Genomic DNA, 21,689 nt, shown 5'->3' with positions numbered 1-21,689 from the left:
GAGCAGGCTCGCTCCCACAGTGGTCTGTGGTGAAACACAGGCTTGCGAACGACGCCAATCCCTGTGGGAGCGCGCCTGCTCGCGATGGGGCCCTGAAGATCACCATCAACGGCGTCGATACTCACCATCGCGACGATTGCCTTCCGCTAAAAAACCGCCAGGCGCAGGATCAACCCATCCCAAGGCAAAAGCCCACACCGGAGGGGAAAATCATGTTGATCCATCTGCTGACCTGCCTGGCCCTGACGGCCGTTACGCTGACTGTCTTTTCCTACATCGTCCTCGCCAAGGAGCGCAGATCATGATCCACGCCATTACCCTTTGCGTAAGCTTCCCGGTGTTCGGCAGCAACTTCTATTCGCAGCCATTCGTCTCTCGCAAAGAGCTGTCACTGGTGTTCGACAAAAACTTCGAGGCATTGCTGATACCGGCAGCCGCTAACCACTTCAACAATGAAGTGGTCGGGCTCAACGATCAATTCCGGTTCCTCAATGACGTGTTGGTTGAACACCTGCTGGAGATCGAATTGGCCCAGAGCGCACCTCGGTCTTCGCGTCAGTTCACGTTTTAGGATCAGGCGGGCCGACGAACGGCCCTCACCTTGCCACTATTGCCTCCGCCGCAAAAAAATCGGTCAGCACCGTCGGACTCAAGCCCTGACACGCCGACACCGGTTGGTAATGTGAGGCTTTCCAGCACCTCGCCGGTGTTCGGGTCTACTCGCCGCAATTCACCTTCCTCACCTTCCCAAGTGCCGTGCCAGAGCGCGCCTTCAACCCAGGTCACCCCGGTGACGAAACGGTTGGACTCGATCGTGCGAAGAATCTTGCCGGTGTCGGGGTCGATTTGATGGATCTTGCGTTCGCGATACTGGCCCACCCAAAGCGTGCCTTCAGCCCAGGCGAGCCCTGAGTCACCCCCACCGCCGGGCGCCGGAATGGTGCCGAGTACACGACCATTCGAAGGATCAATCTTCTGAATGCGATCCTCGGCGATCTGGTACAGGTGCCGGCCGTCAAAGGCTGTTCCGGCATGCGCGGCGACATCGATGGAACGAGGCGTCTTACCGCTTACAGGGTCGAGGGCGTTGAGTTTTTCTCCGGAGGCGAACCAGACGTGCTCGCCGTCATAAGAAACGCCATGCACGGCGTCGACGCCCGGAAAGGGTCCGTATTCGTGGATGATCTCGGCAGATGATTGCTTCATGGTTGCATCCTCTTCATTGGGTGGTGGGATGGATCCTAGTCACCCGGCACCCAAGCTGTGAGTAACAAAGTCGTCGCGAATCCAGACAGCGGCGGCGTCATCCAGCGCCGGGCGCGCCCGCGACCAAACGATTGCACTTTGCCAGCGGTTGCCAGCGAATCGAGGGCCCGTTGCACCGTGCGTTGACTGGCCTTCAGCGCCAGGGCCAGCGCCGAACTCGACCACGATTCGCCGTCGGCCAGGAAGGCCAGCAGCGCCGACTGGGGCTCTTCGACGGGCCACGCCAGTACGACAACGTCATCAGCACTCTCTGGTTGCAGCGCAAACCCGCGTTTCGTCGCACTGATACCGGCCAGGGGTTTCAGTGCTTTGCGAAGCCGACCGATTTCGACGCGCAGTCTGGCGCGATGGGATTCATCGGTGAGCTTCTGGCGAAAGGCCTGGGTGATCAGTGTTTCCCGCGCCACATCCTCGGGCCAGGCTTCGGCCAACGCCCGCACGAGGGTGAACAACACCGGTCGTTTGGCCAGGGACACCGACATCCCCGCGCCGCGCACGCCGTATCGGCACGCGTCGACGACCAGAGACGGTGAACTCAGCAATGCTTCCACCCCATCCAGCCGCAGGGGGCGTTCTTCACCCCGGGCAATCAGTCGCGCAGCGGGCGTGTCGAGCACTTGGGCGGCGTGTTCAACCTCGGCGGTGAGCGCGGGAATACCGGCGTCTGAGGCCGCACGTTCGGCCCTTTCGAGCGCAGACCGCGCCCTTCTTGTTTCGAGTCGCCGCACGGCGATCCCGGCCACCACTAATTCATGAACGACGCGCAATGCCGGCGGCAGCGGTGCGGGGTCGAGCTCGGCGAGCAAACGGTCGACCTCATCCAGACGCCCGATCAACAACAAACGTCGAACCTGCAAATACCGTGCATGGGCCGCATTCGCGCCATCGCCATGCGCCTGCAAGGTCACTCGCGCCGCTTCGAGCGCCTTCACCGGCCAGCCGAGATCCCGTGAAGCCAGGGCGATTTCGGCCTCGGCGACCACGCACCGCGCCCGGGCCACAGGCGCTTTCGGACCGAAGGCACGTGCGGCGCTGCGCACCAACGCCTTGGCCCGGACCAGATCGCCCAATTGCGCCATGGCGATGCCGCGAAGCGCCAGCGCAGGGGCATCGTCGCGCAAGGCAACACGGTTCAGCGCACCGAGGGGATCGCCCGCCGCGAGTGCGTGCGCTGCGGCGGTGATCAGTGAGTCCATTTGAATTGCGCCACAGGTGTCACTCCCACGGTTCGGTGCCCGTAGATGAGTCTATCTCACGCCCACCCAACCTGTGGGAGCGAGCCTGCTCGCGAAGAGGCCGGCACATCCAACATCGATGGCGACTGACCCAGCGCTTTCGCGAGCAGGCTCGCTCCTACAGGGAATGTGCTTGATCGACGGGGGTGGTCACCGCGGACGTTTGGCGTCTTGCAGCCACTCGCGCGGGCTGGCACCGGTTTTACGACGAAACGCCCGGGCCAGCGCCGAGGGGCTTTCGTAGCCGACTTCATCGGCGATCAGCGCGATGGACTTGCCCTCACGCAAGCGTTTCTGCGCCAGGCTGATCCGCCAGCTCACCAGATAGTCGACCGGCGTCTGCCCCACCACCGAGCGAAAGTAGTCGGCGAAACTGGCCCGGGACATATTGGCTGCCGCCGACAGTTCGGCCACGGTCCAGGCCTTGCCGGGCGCGTCGTGCATCAGGCTCAAGGGGCGCGCCAGGCGTGGGTCGGCGAGACCGGCCATCATCCCGGGCGTCTGGTCACGGCTGGTCAGGATGTGCCGCAACAACTGAATCACCAGCAGTTCGAACAGCCGATCCATCATCGCTTCGCGACCACAAATGCCGCCAAACGCCTCGCTGAACAGCCAGTCCAGCGTGCCGGCCAGGGTCGGAATGCTATCGAGTTTGAGCACCAGGTATTCAGGCAGCGCGGCCGCCAGGGCGTTGCCCGCCCCACCGTCGAACTCCAGAGAGGCGCACACCAATTGAGTGCCCGACGCTTCGCTGGCGAACAAGCGGTGACGATAAGGTCGCGGAAAAAAAATCAGCGTCGGTTCATTGAGCTGCAGGACTCGCTCATCAGCCAGTTTGAGCGTCAGTTCGCCAGCCTGAAGCAAATGCAGGTGCCCGGTGGCCTGTTCGCCATCGAAGGACGTGACGCCGCAAAAATCGCCACTGTGGAAAGTGCCGGCACTGACACCGAAATGCGTGAGCAAGGTGGACAAGCGATCCATGGAACGACTCCCCGGGGAACATATCTGGACGATCTGTCGCATATCCTCGACGATTTGCACCCTCAACGCCAGCGCAGATCCATAGCATGGACCCCGTACCCAGCGCATACCGCGCTTGAATCGACGGAGTCTCAACATGAGCCGCATCGCCCCCCTGAACCTTGAACAAGCCACCGACACCACTCGCCCGCTGCTGGAAGGCGTGCAGAAAAAAATCGGCTTCTTGCCCAACGTCTTCAAGACGCTGGCCCATGCCCCCGCCGTCCTGTCGGCCTATCTGCAACAATCGATGGCCCTGGGCAAAACATCCCTGAGCGCCCCTGAAAAAGAAGCGATCTTCCTGGCCACTTCGCAGGTCAACGGTTGCGACTACTGCCTGGCGGCGCACACCGTATTTGCCGGCAAGGCCGGGCTGTCCGCGCAAGACATCGTCAGTGCTCGACACGGCCAACTCAACGCATTTGCCACGCTGGCCCGGCAAATCACCGAAAGTCGCGGCCACCTGAGTAACGAGCAGATTGAAGCGGCGCGTGCAGCCGGCATCACCGATGCCAAGATCATCGAGGTGGTCGCCCACATTGCCTCGCAGACGCTGACCAACTACCTCAACAACCTGGCCCTGACCGACATCGACTTCCCTGCCATCGATGCTTGAGGCGGATGTCTGACCCGAGGAGTACACCCCATGAGCACTGTGACGCTTTACACCACCGACACCTGCCCTTATTGCCGCAATGCCAAGGCGCTGCTGGCCAGCAAAGGCATCGCCAGCCAAGAGATCAATGTTCAATCGGACCCCGGAAAATTCCAGGAAATGCTCACCCGCAGCGGTCGCCGCAGCGTGCCGCAGATATTCATCGGTGACACCCATGTCGGAGGCTTCGACGACCTGGCCAAACTGGACCGTCAAGGTGCCCTGCTATCGATGCTGGCCTGAAGCTGCAATCCAACCCCCCTCCCTTTAACCGGCAAGACTTCTATCAGCCCATAGAAGTCTTGCCACGTCGTTTTGCCACTATTCATTAAATTTCCGCTAGGTTGTACGATGACCGATGAGTCATTCATAACAACAAGGAACTACCCATGAAAAAAGTGAAAGTGCTGATAGGTTTTCTGTGCCTCTTCAGTGGCTACGTGATGGCAGCCCCTGCTCCGGGCGAGAAGGATGTGGCGCAGGCGGTGGACCATCTGACGCAAGCCATGCTCAACAAGAACATCCCCGAACTGAAAGCGCTCACCGCTGAAAACCTGACCTACGGCCACTCGAGCGGCAAGGTCCAGGACAAGAAAGACTTCATTGCCGATATCGAAACGGGCAAGAGCGCTTTCAAAACCCTGGAAATGCAGAACCAGACCATCACCGTCTCGGGTGATTTAGCGCTGGTTCGTCATCATTTTTCGGCACAGGCGATCAAGGGCACCGAGGTGGTCCCGACTGAAATCGAAAACTTCCAGATCTGGCAAAAGAAATCCGGTAAATGGTTGCTGGTAGGCCGGCAAGCCTTCCGCATCTGAATAAAAAAATCCCGCCCAAGGTGACTTGAGCGGGATTTTTCATACAGGCAGCCTCATTGAGCCAGCTGCTTATCAGGCCACAACCGGAATCATCGGGTCCGCAGCCGCCAGCGCAGTTGCGCGGTCAGCGGCCGGCGGATAGATCCACACCGTATTGATCTGGGTCTTCAGCGATTTGCCTTCCTCCTTGACCAGTTTCACCTGACGATCCCAACCCTCGGTGTACACCGCGCCCCACGCACCCAGATCCAGACAGGTAACGTACTTGGGCTGGCTGTACGCCTTCGGCGACACGCCCAGGATTTGCGCAGCGACGTTGTTGCCGGCATGACGCCCCAGCGAGATCGCGTGTTGGCAGGTCATCATGGCGTAGTTGCCGATGTCATCCGCGGCGGCATAAGCCACATCACCGGTGGCAAAGATGTCGTCCTGACCGATGACTTTCAGGTGGGCGTCAACGTGCAGGCGACCGAGGTGGTCGCGTTCGGCCGGGATCTGCTCGGTCAGCGAGCTTGCCCGCACCCCGGTGGTCCAGACCACAGTCTTGGCGTCGATGCGTTGGCCATCGGCCAGGGTCACACCGTTCTCATCGACAGCAACGACCGACGACTTCAAGCGCCATTTCACGCCCAGCTCAGTGCTGGCTTCGGCGATCGACTGGCTGATTTCGCTGCCCATGGACGCCCCGACTTTTTCACCGCGATCGACAATGATCACTTCAATGTCAGCGTCCTCGCCGAGGATGGCCCGCAGACGCGCCGGCATTTCAGTCGCCGTTTCAATCCCGGTAAAGCCGCCACCGGCCACAACCACGGTGTTTCGAGCTTTACTTTGCGGCAGGTTGGCCAGGGATTTCAGATGGTTTTCCAGGCGTATCGCCTGTTCAATCTGGTCCACGTCAAAGGCGTGTTGGGCCACGCCCGGAGTGTTGGGCAACGCGAGACCGCTGCCGGTGGCCAGAACGAGTTTGTCGTAGCTGCACACCTGTTCGGTACCCGATGCATCGGTGTAGCCGACTTGTTTTTGCTGCACGTCGATGGATTGCGCTGCGCCCTTGATGAACTTCACACCGACGGCATCGAACAGGTCGCCAAGGGGTGCCGCCAGTTGATGAGCATTCGGCTCGTAGAAGCGTGGACGCACCCGCAGCTCGGCCTGAGGCGCCAGTACCGTGACGTCTACGTGGTTGTGATCATGGATGTCCAACAGGCGCGTGGCGCTCAATGCCGTCCACATGCCACCGAAACCTGCGCCGATGACCAGAATGTGCTGTTTCATTGTTTTAACTCCGAAGAAGACCAAAGACTGAACTCGTCGCCGAGCTGACAACGGCGACTATAGTGATCCGAGTTACAGGACGCAACAACCTTCTATCGATGGTTATCATCACACATTCAGATACCTCGAAAATCCAGACACAAGCTTCTATCCATATGCAGCACAGGACAGACAGGCGATCAAGGCCGCGCCGATGCTTCGTTGCACCCCTGACAACCGGCTGGTAACATTGGCGACTCTTTCAGTCGGAGATAACCATGTCTCTCTACAGCGCGGGCGTTGAGTACGGCATTCACTGCCTGCTTTTTCTGGTGGGCGATTACGGCGACAGCCGTGAGGCAAGCGTGCGCGACCTCGCTGAGCTGCAAGGCGTGCCGCTGGACTACCTGGCCAAAATTTTCACCAAACTGGCCAAGGCCAAACTGGTGGTCGCGACCGAGGGTGTGCGCGGCGGGTTCAAGCTGGCGCGGCCGGCGGACGAAATCAGCGTGCTGGACATCGTTAACGCCATTGATGGCCAGAAGCTCATCTTCGATTGCCGTGATATCCGTGGGCGTTGCGCGTTGTTTGAAGGCTCCCCGCCGACGTGGGCAGTGGAAGGTCATTGCTCGGTTCACGCCGTCATGATGACCGCGCAGCAACGCATGGAAGACGCCCTCGCCCAGCAGACCATTCTCGACCTTGCCCGCAGGGTCGGACGTAAAGCCCCGGCCGAGTTCGGCGCCCAGGTGGACAACTGGATCAATGATCGTCGGGAAAGGAAAACGGTGACCGGCACTCAGCCCGACGGCGAACAGATCATCCCGGTGACCGATATTTCCGACTGACGATTCGTCTGGGGCGCTCTATATTAAGGCCCATGACGACCTCTGCTCCGATCCGCTCACCCTGCCCGCCCGGCGCCTGCATCTGCGGGCGAGACCCGTTGCTGGAAACACCGGGCGCGGACGTGCGCATCCTGTTTCTGACCCGACAGGAAGAAAAGCGTCTGCTCGATCGTCTGGAAAACCTGGAAAGCCTGGCTGACCTCGAACGCTTGCAAAACCGCATGTACGCACAACTGGGCATCCGCGTGGACATCGTCCCCAGCTTCAATGAAGTGCGTACCATGCGCGGCATCGGCATCACCCTCGGCGAGTTGCCGGGCTTGTGCCGCAAGACCCGCCAGTCGATCCCCGCCGCGATTCGCCGCAGCCTGGAGAAACGCCCAGAGATCGCCTTCGAGATCCTCAACGCCAATGACCTGTTGCGCGACGCGTGAGGTCCGTACCGATGAATCCTCTTCTCGAATTACCCGTGACCGACGAAATACTGACGTCCTACGCCCTGGCGATCGGTGCCGATTTGTTGGGTTATCGCAATCACATTTACCGGGTGCTGAACTTCTACCGCGCGATCAGCGGCATTGAAGGCCTGCCCTCCGAAGCCGTGCAGATCGCCGGGGCGTTTCACGACCTGGGCATCTGGACCGATCAAACCATTGATTACCTGGAACCCTCGGTGCGCCTGGCCACCGACTACCTCGCCAATCGGCAACTGTCGCACTTGAGCGGCGAAGTGACGGCACTGATCCTGGAACACCACAAAGTGCGGTCCTACGCTGCCGACCATGCGCTCAGCGTCGAGCCCTTCCGACGCGCCGATATCATTGATGTGTCGCTCGGCCTGCTGACGTTCGGCCTGCCGCGGGCCTACATCAAAACGGTGAAGTCGGTACTGCCCAATCATGGTTTTCACGGGATGCTGCTCCGGCAAACCGCACGGCAATTCCTGCGCTCCCCGCTCAAACCGCTGCCAATGTTTCGCTGGTGATGGGGTCGACGGGCAGGGATTGGTGCGAAAAGATCAGTTGAATCCGGCCATCGCCGACCACGCTGTAAAGCTCATGAGACAGCTGCCCATCACTGTCAATTACTACTGGATATTTCCCAGTTCATACCTACGCTCTTTCGGGGGATACCCATTTAAAAAAGGTCGGGGGGCCTGACTTCGGTACTTACCAGTACGCAGGAGCTGCTCATGAACCAGACACAATTAACCCGGTTGTTTGCTGTTTCAATGTTGTTGTCTGCAATGGTTCTACCCGGCATCACCCAAGCGGCCGACAAACCCGCCCCCAACATCGTGGTCATCATGGGCGACGATATTGGCTGGTCCAATATCGGCGTCTACAACCAGGGCATGATGGCCGGCCGGACCCCCAACCTCGACCAGCTCGCTGCTGAAGGCATGCGCTTTACCGACTACTACGCCGAAGCCAGTTGCACCGCCGGGCGTGCCAATTTCATTACCGGTGAACTGCCGATCCGTACCGGCATGACCACGGTCGGCCAGGCCGGCTCACCTGTCGGTATTCCCGCTGAAGCGGTCACCATTGCCACCGCGCTCAAGGCCATGGGTTACTCCACTGGCCAGTTTGGCAAAAACCATCTGGGCGACTTGAACGAATTTCTGCCCACCGCGCACGGGTTCGACGAGTTCTTCGGTTACCTCTATCACCTCGACGCCATGGAAGACCCGGCACACCCCAATTATCCGCAAGAACTTCTGGCCACCGTTGGCCCGCGCAACATGGTCCACAGCTGGGCGACCACCACCGACGATACGACGGTGATGCCGCGCTGGGGCAAGGTCGGCAAACAGAAAATCGAAGACGCCGGTACGCTCTATCCCGAGCGGATGAAAACCGTCGACGACGAAATCCGCGACAAGGCTTTCACCTTCATCGACAAGGCCAAGACCGATAACAAACCGTTCTTCCTGTGGCTGAACCCGACCCGCATGCACATCGTCACGCACCTGTCCGACAAGTACGAAGCGATGCGCAATTCGCAGAATGGCTGGTCGGAGCAGGAAGCCGGCATGGCGCAGCTCGATGACATCGTCGGCGACGTCATGGCCAAGCTGAAAAAAGACGGCATGGATGACAACACCATCGTGATTTTCACCACCGACAACGGCGCGGAAAACTTCACCTGGCCGGATGGCGGCACCACACCGTTTGCCATGGGCAAAGGCACCGTGATGGAGGGTGGCTTCAGGGTTCCGGCGATCGTCCGCTGGCCTGGCAACGTACCGGCCAACACCGTGGCCAACGGCATCATGTCCGGCCTGGACTGGTTCCCGACCCTCGTTGCCGCCGCTGGCAACCCGAACATCGCCACCGAACTGCTCAAGGGCAAGCAACTGGGCGACAGAACGTACAAGGTCCACCTCGATGGCTATGACCAGACACCGATGATCACCGGTAAAGGTCCGTCGAACCGGCATGAAGTTTTCTACTTCGGCGAAAGTACGCTGGGTGCGATCCGTATCGATGACTTCAAGTACCGCTTCATCGATCAGCCCGGTGGCTGGCTGGGGGCTAAGGTCACGCTGGACATGCCGGTCCTGACCAACCTGCGGCTCGACCCGTTCGAACGCGCCGGGTGGCCGGAAAACATGGCAGCCAGTGGCTCACTGGAGTACTTCGAGTGGTTCAAGTTCCAGTTCTGGCGCTTTGTGTTTGTACAGCAGCAGGTGGTCAAACTGGCTGAAACGGCGGTTGAGTTCCCACCCATGCAAAAAGGCGCGAGCTTCAACCTGGAAGCGGTCAAAGCCAGGATCGAAGCGGCCCGGGCGGCCATGGCCAAGTAGACAGGCGAATACACGGGTGGCGGCTGCCAGCCACCCGCGTTCATGACGGACATCCGCTGAGGTGATCCATGCAATTAAAAACAGCCGTCCTACCCGCCTTCACCCTGTTTGCGCTGTGCTGCCAGCAGGCCCAGGCCGGCGGCATCATGCTCTATGAAATCGGCACCGATAACGTGGGGCTTGCCAACTCCGGTGCCGCCGCCCGTGCACAAGGCCCTTCCACCATCGCCAGCAATCCGGCGGGCATGAGTTATCTGCCAGGTACGCAAATTACCGGCGGATTGCAGGTGCTCTACGGCGACCTGAGCTTTGATCGTGACTCAAACACCAACGGCACGGGCAACGGCAGTGGCAATGCCTTCGACCCGATTCCCGGCGGCAGCTTTTTCATCAGCCATCAATTCGATGACCACTGGAGCGTCGGTTTCGGCAATTACGGCGACTTCGGGTTGGCGGCCAACTACGACAACGACTGGTCCGGGCGCTATTTTGCGCAGAACGTCAGCCTCGCCGGTTTGTCGTTTGTGCCCAGCGTGGCGTATCGCTTCGATGATCAATGGTCGGTGGGCGTCGGTGTGAAAGCCATGTACGGCATGCTGCAAGCGCAAACCGCGATCGATCGTTCACCCTTTGGCTTCACCGACCGCAGCGACGGCCAGTTCAAGTACAAAGACAACGATTGGGGTTTTGGGGCGAATGTGGGGGTGATCTACGCCCCGCAACCCGGCACCCGTATTGGCCTGGCCTACACCAGCAAGGTCGATCTGGACTTCGAAGACCGGCTGGATGTGAAAGGCGACGGCCGTTTGCTGGAGCGCGTCAACAACACCAATACCCAACTCGACATGACCGTGCCGCAAACTGCGACCCTGAGCCTGTTCCAGCAACTCGACCCGCGATGGGCCTTGCTCGCCTCCGTCAACTGGCAGGACTGGTCCGAGTTCGGCGATATCGCGGTGCAAGTCGACACCACCGCAGTCGGTTCACAATCGACCACCGTCGACGCCCATTTCAAAGACACCTGGCAACTGGCCCTGGGCGCGCAGTACCAGGCCACCCCGCAGCTGTTGTGGAATTTCGGCGTGGCTTACGACAGCAGCGCCGTTTCCGACGGCAACCGCACATTTACCGTGCCCATGGACGAATCCTGGCGCGTTGCGGCTGGGGCCACCTATGCTCTGAACAAGGTCACCGACATTAACGTCAGCTGGGCCATGGTCTGGCTTGGCGACATGCCGGTGGACCAGACCAAGTCCACGTCGGGCACTCGAACTTCCGGTCAATTCGACAATGCCTGGATTCAAGCGGTGACCGGAAACATGACCTGGCGTTTTTGATGCCTGCAATCGAAAAAAAAATACAACCCCCATGGAGCACACACCACAATGAACCTGTCCCGGAAATTATTCATCGGCGTCGCATTGACCAGTCTGCTACTCGGGGGCTGCACCTCGAAAGTCACGGAAAAAGACCAGTACTCGGGCTTCCTTACCGACTACAACAACTTGCAGCAAGTCACCACCACCAGCGGCGAAACCGCGATGCGCTGGGTGAGCCCGTCCTGGAATCCAAACGCCTACGACACCGTGGTCTTCAACAAACTGGAGCTCTATCCGGCGCCCAAGCCGACCGAGCGGGTCAATCGGCAAACCCTGGATGAACTGCAGAACTACATGACCAGCAAGGTCAAAGGTGTGTTGGGGCAGAAATACCGCGTGGTATCGAGCGAACAATCAGCGCCGGGCGGTTCAAAAAAACTGATCATGCGCGCGGCGATCACCGGGGTGAATGCCGAAAACGAAGGCATGAGATGGTATGAAGTGGTGCCTGTCGCGGCCGTTGTCGGTGGTGTTTCCGCTGCCAGCGGGCATCGGGATCAGGACTCCACGTTGTTCATCGAGGCCGAGTTTAAAGACGCCAGCACCAACCAGACCGTGGCCAAAGTCGTGCGCAAAGTCTTCGGCAGCACGCTGTCCAATGCCAGCCAGGAAATCACCGCCAAAGACTTCAAAGTGGCGATCGACAAACTGACCAGCGATTTGCAGGCGTTTGTCCGGTAGCGGCAGCTGCAAAGAGCGCGACTAACCAAGACGCTATTTTTTCATTCCGACCCGCCGACGCATGTCGGCGGTGATGGTTTGCCGGGTTTTCTTCAAGTCTGCCCAAGGTTCATCACCCACTTCAGTCAGTCGTTCCTGCACGTTGTGGATATTCCACTGATTACCGCCCTTGAGCTCTGCCACCTCTTCCCGAAAAATCGGTACTGACACCGGCAACCCTTCGCGGGTGCGGGCGGCATAGGCGCAGATGGTAGTGGCACCCAGTCCATTGCGCAGGTAATCGATGAAGATCCGCCCGACGCGATTCTTCGGCCCTGACACCGCCGAAAAGCGCTCCGGCAGCAACTTCGCCATGTGGCTGACAATTGCGTGGCTGAAGTCCTTCACCTCGTCCCAACCGTGCTTGCGGGTCAGCGGCACCACCAGGTGAATCCCCTTGCCGCCGCTGGTCTTGAGGAAGGCCTTGAGCCCCAGTTCATCCAGCACCGACAGCGTCAGCTGAGTCGCCTCGACCATGCTTTTCCACGGCAGCGCCGGGTCCGGGTCGAGGTCGAGAACGAAGCGGTCAGGTTTGTCGAGATTCTCCGTGGTAGCGTTCCAGGTGTGCAGTTCCACCGTGCTCATCTGCACGGCGCCAATCAGCGCTTCGGCGTTGTTGATGATCATCACCGGTTGGCCAGTGACGTCCTTGTCCAGCGTGGTAATGCCCGGAATGGCCAGGCGCTCGGCGTTTTTCTGAAAGAACAGCTCGCCGGCGATCCCGTCCGGGGCGCGCACCAGCGCCACCGGCCGATCCTTGAGCTCGGGCAGAATCCATTCGGCGACGCTGGCGTAATACTCCGCCAGCTGCACTTTGGTGGTGCCGCTGCTCGCATCGATCACACGGTCCGGGTGGGTGATGCGCACTTTGCCGTCGCCAAGACCGACTTGTGAGGGCGCGGGCGCTGCCTTGGCCGTTTTCTTTTTCGTCGCGGTGGCCGGTTTGTCAGCGGCGGATTTCCTGCTGGTCTGGGCTTTCACGGCTTTCGCACGCTCCTCGGTGATGTCTTCGGCGGGCTTGTCATCGCGCAAGCCATGGAATACGGCATGGCGCACCGACCCGTCCTTGGTCATCTCGGCGAACGCGACTTCGGCGAGCAACACCGGTTTGAGCCAATGCACCCCCTTGGCGTCGAAACCGGTCGGCGGATTGACCACCGCCGGTTTTTTCACCTGCAACGGTTTGAGCTGTTCATAAATATGCTTGAGCGTGGTCTCGTTGAAACCGGTGCCGACCTTGCCAGCGTAGCGCAACTCGCCACTGTCCCGGTCATGCAATCCCAACAGCAACGCGCCGAAGGCATTGCGCGCACCTTGGGGATCGGTGAACCCGACCACGACGAATTCCTGCCGATGTTTGCACTTGAGCTTGATCCAGTCACTGCTGCGCCGCGACACATAAGGCGACCCCAGGCGCTTGCCGATCAGCCCTTCCATCTGCATTTGGCAGGCACTGTTGAGCAAGGCTTCCGGCTCCTCGCCGAACGCGTCGGAGAAGCGCAGCAAAGGATCTTTATTGGGTTTGAGCACCGTTGCCAGCGCGACCCGCCGCTCCTCGACCGGCACCTCGCGCAGGTCCACGCCATTGAGGTAAGGCATGTCGAACAGGTAATAAAGGATGTTGCCGCTGCGATTGGATTCAAAGGCATTTTGCAGCGCCTGAAAGTCCGGCACGCCCTGCTCGTTAGCCACCACCATCTCACCGTCGAGCCAGGCCGACTCCAGGCCCAGAGCGGCCAGCGCCTCGGCCTGTTTCGGCAGTTTGTGGGTCCAGTCGTGGCCGTTGCGGGTGAAGAGTTTCACCTCGTCGTGGTCGATGCGCGCCATGATCCGGTAGCCGTCGAACTTGATCTCATAGCTCCACTCGCCCGGCGGGGCTTTTTCCACTAGCGTCGCCAATTCCGGTTTGAGCTGGTCGGGCAGCTTGGCCTTGTGAGCCCCGGTGAGTTGCGCAGACTGCTGTTTAGCCGCGACCTTGCGCGCCGGCTTCTTCACCGGTTTGGGCTTGGCGGCGGTCTTGGCCTTTTTGGGGACAATGGTGCGGTCACTGAGCACGCTGTCGGGCTCGGCGGCGACCACATCGTAATCACTCTCGGGTTTCGCCGCGCTGTCCTGATGCTTGATCAGAAACCACTGCTCCTGCTTGCCCGGCATGTGCGTGCGAACCAGGTTCCACAAGCCGCCGAGTTTCTCGCCTTGCAGCTCGAACTTGAGCTTGCCTTTGGCATAGGCCTTGGCCGGATCTTCCTGGGGGATCCACACGCCCCGGTCCCAGACAATCACATCGCCGGCACCGTAATGCCCTTCGGGAATGCTGCCCTCGAACGTGGCGTAATCGATCGGATGGTCTTCAACGTGGACCGCCAGGCGCTTGACCTTGGGGTCTAGCGAGGGGCCTTTCGGCACGGCCCAGCTTTTCAGTGCGCCATCGAGTTCCAGGCGAAAGTCATAGTGCAATCGCGAGGCATCGTGCTTCTGGATACAGAACTGCAAGGCATGGTCTTTCGCAGTTTTCTTGCCTGAACGTTTCGCGGCGGGTTCAGAGGTCGCCGAAAAATCGCGCATGCGGTTGTAATCGTCCAGATTCTTGTTCATGGCGCACCTGTTGGCTCGACGCGTCCCCCAATGCCGGGGCCGATGCGCGTGACGATCAAGGCCACGACCGCAATCCGCTCCACCCGTTGATAGCCGGGCGTCAGCAACTCTTCACCGAACACATCGGGATCGAGTTCGCGATAGGTCCAGCCGAACATCGGCGATTCAAGGCGCGGGGTCAGTGCCTCAAGAAACGGATCCTGGCCATCGATCATTGCCACCCCGGTGTACAGCACCAAAGAGCCACCGGGCGCCAGTCGAAGCAATGCCTGCTCGACAATGCGCAACGATAACTGCGCACCGAGAGCGCCGCCACCATGCCGGTAAGCGCGCTCGGTGGGGTCGGCCATGTAAGGCGGGTTGGCGACGATCAGGTCGAACTGGCCGTCGACGTCCTGCAGCACATCGCTGGCCTCGACCGTGACGTTAGCGACTTCCGCCAGGGCCGCGTTGACCGCCGTCAAACGCAGCGCCGCGGGATTGATATCGACGGCCAGCACCTCGGCTTCACGGCGTGCGCGGGCAATCACAATCGCCCCGACACCCGCGCCGCAACCAATGTCGACGGCGCGCCGGATCGGCGCGAAGGATTGTTGAAGATGAGCGTGGATCAGCTGCGCAAACCGGTAGCTGTCCGGTCCGAAAAACACCGCGTCCGCCGCGTCGGTGGGAAACCCCGAGTGCACGAACAGCAAATCATCGAGGCTGGACCAGCGCACACGGCTTTTCAGTCGGCCGTTGCTTTCTTGCAGCACGCCCGCCTCCTGCAACTGCCGCTGTTCATCGGTCGACAGCAGGCCCGGTTCGAATGCGCGCGACCAGCCGAACACGTCGCGCAAGGTCCGGGCGTTTTGCCCAAAGGCACGGTCGTTGACCCGCTGGTGCGTGAGCGGCGTCGGGGTGATAAACCGGTAACCATCAGCCTGCAAACGGCGCCCCAGCTGCACCAGCGCCAGATCGGCAGCGCCCAGTTGTTCTTCCTGATTCATGCCGTGCTCCTATCGCAGGCTGGATTTGAGTTCGATGAACCGTCGCGTGGCCATCAGGCCGGCCGGATGGGAATGCCGATGGGCCGACAACCACGGGATCAGCACGGGCATCTGCTCGTGTGCGGCAAGCCCCTCCAGCGAGGTTTGCAGGCTCTGGATATCCGGGTCGTTGTCGGGCACTGGCGGTTCTGTCGCGACACTCGTGCCCCGGCGAACCGCTGTGGCTGAGCGCTCAGGCGCCCAGTTGCCGGCAATCCAGTCATGCAGCAGCTGTTTTTCATAGGGGCTGAATACGCCGAACATGGCGGCACCATCCCCCTCGATCAACTGCCAGAAGCGACTGGCCTGAGGATCCTGTCCGCGCTTGATCCAACCCTTTTTTTCCATGGCGGCAAGGAACCCTGGCAACTGCTCCGGCGCGGACAGCCACTGGTTGACGGTCTTGCCTTCAAAACGGCAGTAGTCGGAATGCATGTGCTGGCCGAACGGACGCTTGCGCTCAAGCATGTTGAGCAGCTCGGCGTCGAGGTCGAACGACTCGATGATCGCGCGACTGCCCTGCCCCAGATCATTGAGTCGATAACCCAGCGCGACCCGACGCAGAAAGTCTTCGCGATCGCCTTCCACCGGCAGCAGTTGCAGCACCGACTGCACGGCTTTTTGTGCGTGGCCGGTGCTGGCGTTGTCGATGGTCACGTGCAGGGTGAAGTAATACGGATCGATGCCCAATTCGCTGAGTTCATAGGCGCTGATCAGCAGGTGCAACGGCAGCTGTTCGTAGCCCAGGTTGTAGCCGATCACCTCCGGCAAAAACTCGTCGGCGGATTCGCCCAGCGCCAGTTGTATCGCGCCCTGCAGGTAATGCTCGTCGGCGATCACCCCAGGGTCTTGCAGACCATGCTCGGCGAGCAGCTTGCGGTAGATCACCACATGATTCTGCGCCGGGTTGCCGTCGCCGAGCTCTTCCAGATAGGTGCAGATCAGCCCTTCAAAACGCGGGTCGCGCCACTGACGCAGCAGGCCGTACAACCAGGCGCCGTCGACCAGTTTGGTCGGGGCCACGGCTTGCAGGAAAAACAGCGCGTGGGCCTTGTTAGTGAAAAACTGCCGGGGCCCGCCTTCTTTGCGTTGTTGCAGGTAGTCGGCGTATTGGCGGGCAACGTCGACGCTGTGGTGTTCGACGAACGATTGCAGGGCCGACAGGTCCGTTGGCATTTCTTGAGGCAAGTGGGTGGCGTGTTCCAGCTGCACTTCGAGAAAGCTTCGTGCGAGTGCGCGCCGTTGCTCAGGGTCGACGCCCAGCAGCAGGTGTTCATAGGCTTGTTTAAGGCTCCCGGCGGCCGGGATCGGGTGTTCGTGGGCGGGCCGCGATTCAAGTCGTGTCAGGGCAGTCATGGGCGCATCTCTCGGTCTAAGGCCAGTGGCAGGACGTTGAATCAACACGTCTCTACATCAGCAGAGCGATTTGCCCGGAGAAAAATTCAATCGACGTTGAAATCGCCCTGACGGACGGACCTGTGCAGCACCGCCCGCCCGGTGCACGCGGCCTATAATCAGCGGGTGCGGGGTCATCTTCGGAGAGCAATCATGCGAACGGTGCACGTCATCGAGCAATCGCCGACACCCGTAAATGTCGTGGGCGAGGCGATCACCATCCTCGCGGGCGGCGACCTCAGCAAGCCCTTTGAGATGCATATCCAGGAAGGCGTGCAAGGCGGTGGGCCGCCGCTGCACTTTCATCCGTGGGACGAGGCGTTCTATGTGGTCGACGGCCAGGTCGAAGTGACCGTGGAGGGCAAGTCCACCACCGTCTCGGCCGGGGGGTATGTGCATATCCCCGGGGGTTCGATTCATGCCTACAAGAACATCAGCCCTACCGCGAAGATGATTGGCGTGGTGTCGGATCCGCGAGGCGGGCAGTTTTTTGCGGCGGTGGATCAATTAAGGGTGCCGGAGGATTTACCGCGGATACTGGAGATTGCCGAAGCGTACGGGGTTATTTTCCTGGTGCCCAAACCGGCAGTTTGACCGCGTTATCGTTCTTCGCTAGCAGGCTAGCGCCCACAGGGACCTTGCGCACACCGCAAATCCACTGTGGGCGCTGGCCTGCTAACGAAGGCGGCGTGAAAGACAACCCGGTTTAACGGGCCCCTAAACCGCACCACCCTTGGCCTGCTGCTCCAGATGCACTTGCAGCTCAGGGTCAATCTTCAGCGCCGCCGCCAGCTCATCCAGATAGTTGCGCTCGGCATCCTGCTGATCGTCCACCAGCATCACGCTGGCCAGGTACATCTCTGACGCCATGCCAGGATCCGTCGCCGACTGCGCCACATCGGCGGCATCCAGCGGCCGGGCCACTTCGTCATCCAGCCATTGCTGCAATTGCGGGTCGTCGGTGTGACGGCCCAGTTCGGTACTGATCATCTGTTTCTCGGCGTCGTCGATCCGGCCATCGGCCTTCGCTGCAGCAATCAACGCCCGCAGCACAGCATGGCTGTGCTCCTCGACTTCCGGGCCGGACAAAAGGTCTACGGTGCGCGGTGCCTGTTGCGGCGCAGCCGCCTGACTGCGTTGCCACGCCTGATACGCCTGGAAGGCCATCATCCCGAGCGAAGCCAGGGCCGCATAGTTGGTGCCGCCACTTGAGCGGGTGCGGGTCGAGCCGCCCAGCGGTGAGCCGCCGCCGAGCAGGCCACCGAGCAAACCACCCAATCCGCCCCCGCCCATGGCTGAACCACCGCCACCGCCCAACAAGCCGCCAAGCAACCCGCCCAGACCGCCGTCGATGCCGCCCTGGGCAGATGCGCCACCCTGTCGCTCCCTGGAGCCCTGGCCGGCCCGCAGGAGTTGTTCGAGCAAATCGCTGGTGTTCATGACGACGTCCTCATCGATGGGAGTGACCCGGTCAGGCAACAATAGTCCTCGCCGGCAAATGCGCCATTACCGTTTGGCCTGTGGCGAGGGCGCTTGCTCCCGCTTGAGTGCGTAGCACTCACAAAAAGCGGCATTGCTGCCACATTTTTTTGGGGCCGCTACGCAGCCCGGCGGGAGCAAGCTCCCTCGCCACAAAAAAGGGTAAGCCTGTGTGCCAGTGTTCAGTGAACAGCACTGCAGATTAATCCAAAGTATTTTTTGCCGGCCCAGCTAAGATTTACTGGCGGTGAACCTTATTCCCGGATTTCCGGTCGATACCTGCAACCGAACCGGTTTGCCGCCGCCCTTGATCATGAGGGTGATGACTGGCTTGCTTCATCTATCTGGAGAACGCCCCCCGTGATATCCACCCTACACATCGCCAGACTCAAAGCATGGGGCGCCCATGGTTTTACCGCCACCGGCGTGGTCACTGCCTTCCTCGCCACCCTCGCCTTGCTGGAAAACCAGGCCACCAACTGCCTGCTGTGGCTGGGCGTGGCCCTGATCGTCGATGGGCTGGACGGTGCCCTGGCACGCAAGGTCAATGTGCAGTCGGTGTTGCCGAGTTTCGATGGATCGATTCTCGATCTGGTGATCGACTACTTGACGTATGTGTTCATCCCCGCGCTGTTCATCTATCGCTACATCCCCTTGCCGGACTACACGCTGCTGCTGACCGTGTCGCTGATTCTGGTTTCGTCGCTGTTTTGCTTCTGCAACGTCAACATGAAAAGCAAAGACAATTACTTCCAGGGCTTCCCCGCCGCCTGGAACGTCGTGGCCCTGTGCCTGTACATCATTGCCCCGTCGCCGTGGATTACCTTCCTGACGATCATTGGCCTGGCCTTGCTGACCGTGACCCGCATGAAGTTCCTGCACCCGTTTCGCGTGCGCAAGTTCATGCCGATCAACATTGCCGTGACCGCCATCTGGCTGCTGTGCAGCTTGTCGCTGGTGGTCAATCACCCGGTCATCAACCCGATGGTCATGGGGCTTTGGCTGCTGATGTCGGCTTACTTCCTGGGGATCTGCATCTGGCGCACCGCCATGGAGTGGTTCGACGGATCGCGCCAAAAGTAACGCAGCATGGCCATCCATATCGTTCGACTCGGCTCGCCGCGCCTGCCTGATGAAGGGTTGCGGATCGGCACGGTACGCCGCCCCCCTCGTGGTGTACCGAAGGCCGAGTTCGCCCGTCGGGACTTTTATGATGTGTGGCAGCCACTGCTGTCGCCGAGTGCGGAACTGGTGGCCGAAGCCAAAGCGGCCACCGATGACAAAGCCTGGGAGGCCTTTCGGCGCAAGTTCAAGGCGGAAATGAACCACCCGGCGCCCAGTCAACTGCTGGATCTGCTGGCCGCCCTCTCCCATCAAACCGCGCTGGCGGTTGGGTGTTATTGCGAGGATGAAGCGCATTGCCATCGTTCTGTGTTGCGGGAGTTGCTGGCAGCACGCGGCGCACAGATTGCCTAGATCCCTGTGGGAGCTAGCCTGCTAGCGATGACTGCTTTCCAGCCGATGTAGATGTCGACTGACACTCAGCCATCGCGAGCAGGCTCGCCCCCACAGGGGAATTGGATGTTCAAAGGACTGAGGTAGCACCATGAAACCGCAAATACGGCCCGCCACCGCAGCTGACGCGTCCGCCATCAGCCAGGTCATCATCCAGTCGCTGCGCCAGTCCAATGCCCTGGACTACCCACCCGACATCATCGAGCAGGTGGAAAAAAGCTTTTCCACCGAGTCTATTCGCACGCTGCTGACCCAACGCCAGGTCTTCGTCGCAATGATCGACAGTCATATCGTGGCCACGGCCAGCCTTGATCGCGATGTAGTGCGCAGCGTCTTTGTCGACCCTACTCAACAAGGACGCGGCCTCGGGAGGCAATTGATGGCCACGATCGAGTCCATCGCCGCCGAAGCCAAAATCGAGGTCTTGCGCGTCCCCTCCTCCATCACCGCAGAAGCCTTCTACTTCAAGCTGGGCTTTCGAAAAGTCCGCGACGAATTCCACGGAGCCGATCGCACGATCATCATGGAACGGCGACTGACCTCCCTCTGACTGCCACGCCCACCCAACCTGCGCCGGTCTGACGGACGGGAGGTCGATCATGGTCAATACTTAGGGGATTGAACGACGCGGGAGGTTCGACATGTCTGGTCAATCACACTTCATGCTGGTCGCCTCGCCACTGATGGAACACAGCCCCGCCTTCGACAGAGCCGCGGCGCTGGCCAAGGCTGAAGATGCGGCGTTGCACATCGTGGCGTTCGATTACCTGGAAGGCCTGGCCACCGCCAGCCTGGTCAACGAAAAGGCCTTGGAACAAATGCGTCTGGGCTACGTCGATCGACACCGCCAGTGGCTCGAAGAACAGGCCCGTCCCCTGCGCAAGATCGGCGTCCACGTCACCACCGAGGTGGCGTGGGTCGAACGCCCGCTGGAAGAAATCCTGATTCACCTCAAAGAGCAGCCGATGGACGTGCTGATCAAGGCGCTGGAGCACGAATCACTGCTGTCGCGGTTGTTGTTTACCCCGCTCGACGTGCATTTGCTGCGTGAATGCCCGGTGCCGCTGCATTTTGTCAGCCATGCCGTTCACGCCCTGCCACGCAAGGTTGTCGCGGCGGTCGATCCTTTTCATCGCGATGATCACTACAAAACGTTCAATGACCGGATCCTGCACGAAGCGTCGAAGCTGGCGAGTGCCTGTAACGCCGAGCTGGACGTGGTCTACGCCTATGACCTTTCCTCGATCAGCGCAGACGAGTTCGGCTTTGACAACGGCTCGGCGTTTTTCAATTCCGGCAAGGCCAAGACCCTGTTCGACTACCAGGAGGACGCCTTCAACGAATTGGCCGAGCGCAACGGCATCGCGCCCGAGCAGCGGCACATGATCATGGGAAACCCGGCCAAGGTCCTGACCCGCTATGTCGACGCCTACGACGTCGACGTGATCGTCATGGGCCGGGTCGGCCATCGCGGTCTGGGCCGGTTGATCGGCAGCACAGTGGAACACCTGCTGTACAAAATGCCCTGCAGTGTGTGGGTGGTGTACACCGAGCGGGTGGATGAGTAACTCCCTCTACAAAACACCGCATCCCCTGTAGGAGCGAGGCTTGCCCGCGAAGACGGAGTATCAGTCGACCACGATGTTGCCTGACGCTCCGTCTTCGCG

The 21,689-nt window shown here is 60.4% G+C and carries 24 protein-coding genes; 16 read left to right on the top strand and 8 right to left on the bottom strand.

The genetic code is table 11. The features are described from left to right. Together QMX98_RS20035 and QMX98_RS20030 are read left to right on the top strand one after the other, a co-directional pair. Window positions 1–305, top strand: a 305-nt coding sequence (locus tag QMX98_RS20035; protein WP_282411303.1) for a hypothetical protein, incomplete at its 5' end; no start/stop codon positions are given. Further along, window positions 302–571, top strand: coding sequence for a hypothetical protein (locus QMX98_RS20030; protein WP_282411302.1), 270 nt, complete (start codon window positions 302–304; stop codon window positions 569–571). The genes QMX98_RS20035 and QMX98_RS20030, both read left to right, overlap by 4 nt. A 2-nt stretch (window positions 572–573) precedes the next feature. Here the strand turns inward: QMX98_RS20030 and QMX98_RS20025 are convergent, their stop codons facing one another. From QMX98_RS20025 to QMX98_RS20015, 3 genes are all read right to left on the bottom strand, one after another. After that, window positions 574–1,206 (bottom strand): PQQ-binding-like beta-propeller repeat protein, encoded by a 633-nt coding sequence (locus QMX98_RS20025; protein ID WP_010455457.1) that lies wholly within the window; start codon window positions 1,204–1,206, stop codon window positions 574–576. Window positions 1,207–1,241: 35 nt separating this feature from the next. After that, window positions 1,242–2,462, bottom strand: coding sequence for a helix-turn-helix domain-containing protein (locus QMX98_RS20020; protein ID WP_282411301.1), 1,221 nt, complete (start codon window positions 2,460–2,462; stop codon window positions 1,242–1,244). Between the two features lie 189 nt (window positions 2,463–2,651). Further along, complete coding sequence (locus QMX98_RS20015) at window positions 2,652–3,482, bottom strand: AraC family transcriptional regulator (RefSeq protein ID WP_077749113.1); 831 nt, start codon at window positions 3,480–3,482, stop codon at window positions 2,652–2,654. A gap of 136 nt (window positions 3,483–3,618) precedes the next feature. Between QMX98_RS20015 and QMX98_RS20010 the strand changes: the two genes are divergently transcribed. The 3 genes from QMX98_RS20010 (at window position 3,619) to QMX98_RS20000 (ending at window position 4,997) form a co-directional block, all read left to right on the top strand. Further along, window positions 3,619–4,137, top strand: a complete 519-nt coding sequence (locus QMX98_RS20010; RefSeq protein WP_282411300.1) for a carboxymuconolactone decarboxylase family protein — start codon at window positions 3,619–3,621, stop codon at window positions 4,135–4,137. Window positions 4,138–4,167: 30 nt separating this feature from the next. Continuing rightward, a complete protein-coding gene (gene grxC, locus QMX98_RS20005; protein ID WP_010455465.1) occupies window positions 4,168–4,419 on the top strand; it encodes a glutaredoxin 3 in 252 nt (83 codons plus the stop codon). Between the two features lie 146 nt (window positions 4,420–4,565). Continuing rightward, window positions 4,566–4,997: a nuclear transport factor 2 family protein gene (locus QMX98_RS20000; RefSeq protein ID WP_282411299.1), complete on the top strand. Its 432-nt coding sequence runs from the start codon at window positions 4,566–4,568 to the stop codon at window positions 4,995–4,997. Between the two features lie 72 nt (window positions 4,998–5,069). Here the strand turns inward: QMX98_RS20000 and QMX98_RS19995 are convergent, their stop codons facing one another. Further along, window positions 5,070–6,275 (bottom strand): NAD(P)/FAD-dependent oxidoreductase, encoded by a 1,206-nt coding sequence (locus QMX98_RS19995; RefSeq protein ID WP_102595027.1) that lies wholly within the window; start codon window positions 6,273–6,275, stop codon window positions 5,070–5,072. Between the two features lie 257 nt (window positions 6,276–6,532). Between QMX98_RS19995 and QMX98_RS19990 the strand changes: the two genes are divergently transcribed. The 6 genes from QMX98_RS19990 to QMX98_RS19965 all read left to right on the top strand — a co-directional run bounded on the left by QMX98_RS19990 (window position 6,533) and on the right by QMX98_RS19965 (window position 11,971). Further along, complete coding sequence (locus QMX98_RS19990; protein ID WP_010455470.1) at window positions 6,533–7,102, top strand: Rrf2 family transcriptional regulator; 570 nt, start codon at window positions 6,533–6,535, stop codon at window positions 7,100–7,102. A gap of 32 nt (window positions 7,103–7,134) precedes the next feature. Beyond that, window positions 7,135–7,536, top strand: coding sequence for a hypothetical protein (locus QMX98_RS19985; protein WP_010455472.1), 402 nt, complete (start codon window positions 7,135–7,137; stop codon window positions 7,534–7,536). Window positions 7,537–7,547: 11 nt separating this feature from the next. Continuing rightward, entirely contained in the window at window positions 7,548–8,087 is a 540-nt protein-coding gene (locus QMX98_RS19980; protein WP_282411298.1) for an HD domain-containing protein, read from the top strand. A gap of 207 nt (window positions 8,088–8,294) precedes the next feature. Then, on the top strand, window positions 8,295–9,911 hold the full coding sequence (locus QMX98_RS19975) for an arylsulfatase (RefSeq protein ID WP_010455475.1): 1,617 nt from the start codon (window positions 8,295–8,297) through the stop codon (window positions 9,909–9,911). Between the two features lie 68 nt (window positions 9,912–9,979). Further along, a complete protein-coding gene (locus tag QMX98_RS19970; protein ID WP_282411297.1) occupies window positions 9,980–11,248 on the top strand; it encodes an outer membrane protein transport protein in 1,269 nt (422 codons plus the stop codon). Window positions 11,249–11,296: 48 nt separating this feature from the next. Then, window positions 11,297–11,971 carry a DUF3313 domain-containing protein gene (locus QMX98_RS19965; RefSeq protein ID WP_282411296.1) on the top strand — a complete coding sequence of 225 codons (675 nt, stop codon included), beginning with the start codon at window positions 11,297–11,299 and terminating at the stop codon, window positions 11,969–11,971. A gap of 33 nt (window positions 11,972–12,004) precedes the next feature. On the opposite strand, the gene ligD is transcribed toward QMX98_RS19965, so the two are convergent. The 3 genes from ligD to QMX98_RS19950 are packed head-to-tail and all read right to left on the bottom strand — an operon-like array spanning window position 12,005 to window position 16,989. After that, a complete protein-coding gene (gene ligD / locus QMX98_RS19960) occupies window positions 12,005–14,605 on the bottom strand; it encodes a DNA ligase D (RefSeq protein WP_282411295.1) in 2,601 nt (866 codons plus the stop codon). Then, a complete protein-coding gene (locus QMX98_RS19955; RefSeq protein WP_282411294.1) occupies window positions 14,602–15,594 on the bottom strand; it encodes a class I SAM-dependent methyltransferase in 993 nt (330 codons plus the stop codon). Before QMX98_RS19955 ends, ligD begins: the two co-directional genes overlap by 4 nt. A 9-nt stretch (window positions 15,595–15,603) precedes the next feature. Then, window positions 15,604–16,989 (bottom strand): iron-containing redox enzyme family protein, encoded by a 1,386-nt coding sequence (locus tag QMX98_RS19950; protein ID WP_282411293.1) that lies wholly within the window; start codon window positions 16,987–16,989, stop codon window positions 15,604–15,606. Between the two features lie 192 nt (window positions 16,990–17,181). Here QMX98_RS19950 and QMX98_RS19945 point away from each other — a divergent pair, with 192 nt between their 5' ends. Then, entirely contained in the window at window positions 17,182–17,622 is a 441-nt protein-coding gene (locus QMX98_RS19945; protein ID WP_282411292.1) for a cupin domain-containing protein, read from the top strand. Window positions 17,623–17,745: 123 nt separating this feature from the next. On the opposite strand, the gene QMX98_RS19940 is transcribed toward QMX98_RS19945, so the two are convergent. Then, window positions 17,746–18,468 (bottom strand): tellurite resistance TerB family protein, encoded by a 723-nt coding sequence (locus QMX98_RS19940; protein WP_077749100.1) that lies wholly within the window; start codon window positions 18,466–18,468, stop codon window positions 17,746–17,748. A gap of 399 nt (window positions 18,469–18,867) precedes the next feature. Between QMX98_RS19940 and pcsA the strand changes: the two genes are divergently transcribed. From pcsA to QMX98_RS19920, 4 genes are all read left to right on the top strand, one after another. Beyond that, complete coding sequence (pcsA, locus tag QMX98_RS19935) at window positions 18,868–19,590, top strand: phosphatidylcholine synthase (protein WP_010455490.1); 723 nt, start codon at window positions 18,868–18,870, stop codon at window positions 19,588–19,590. 6 nt (window positions 19,591–19,596) lie between these two features. After that, window positions 19,597–19,983 (top strand): DUF488 family protein, encoded by a 387-nt coding sequence (locus QMX98_RS19930; protein WP_010455492.1) that lies wholly within the window; start codon window positions 19,597–19,599, stop codon window positions 19,981–19,983. 130 nt (window positions 19,984–20,113) lie between these two features. After that, a complete protein-coding gene (locus QMX98_RS19925; protein WP_282411291.1) occupies window positions 20,114–20,572 on the top strand; it encodes a GNAT family N-acetyltransferase in 459 nt (152 codons plus the stop codon). 91 nt (window positions 20,573–20,663) lie between these two features. Beyond that, on the top strand, window positions 20,664–21,590 hold the full coding sequence (locus tag QMX98_RS19920) for a universal stress protein (protein WP_282411290.1): 927 nt from the start codon (window positions 20,664–20,666) through the stop codon (window positions 21,588–21,590). Window positions 21,591–21,689: the final 99 nt, after the last annotated feature.

This window comes from Pseudomonas sp. PS02303 (assembly GCF_029959925.1).
Taxonomy (GTDB): Bacteria; Pseudomonadota; Gammaproteobacteria; order Pseudomonadales; family Pseudomonadaceae; genus Aquipseudomonas; species Aquipseudomonas mandelii.
This window is presented reverse-complemented; position numbering and strand designations above follow the sequence as displayed.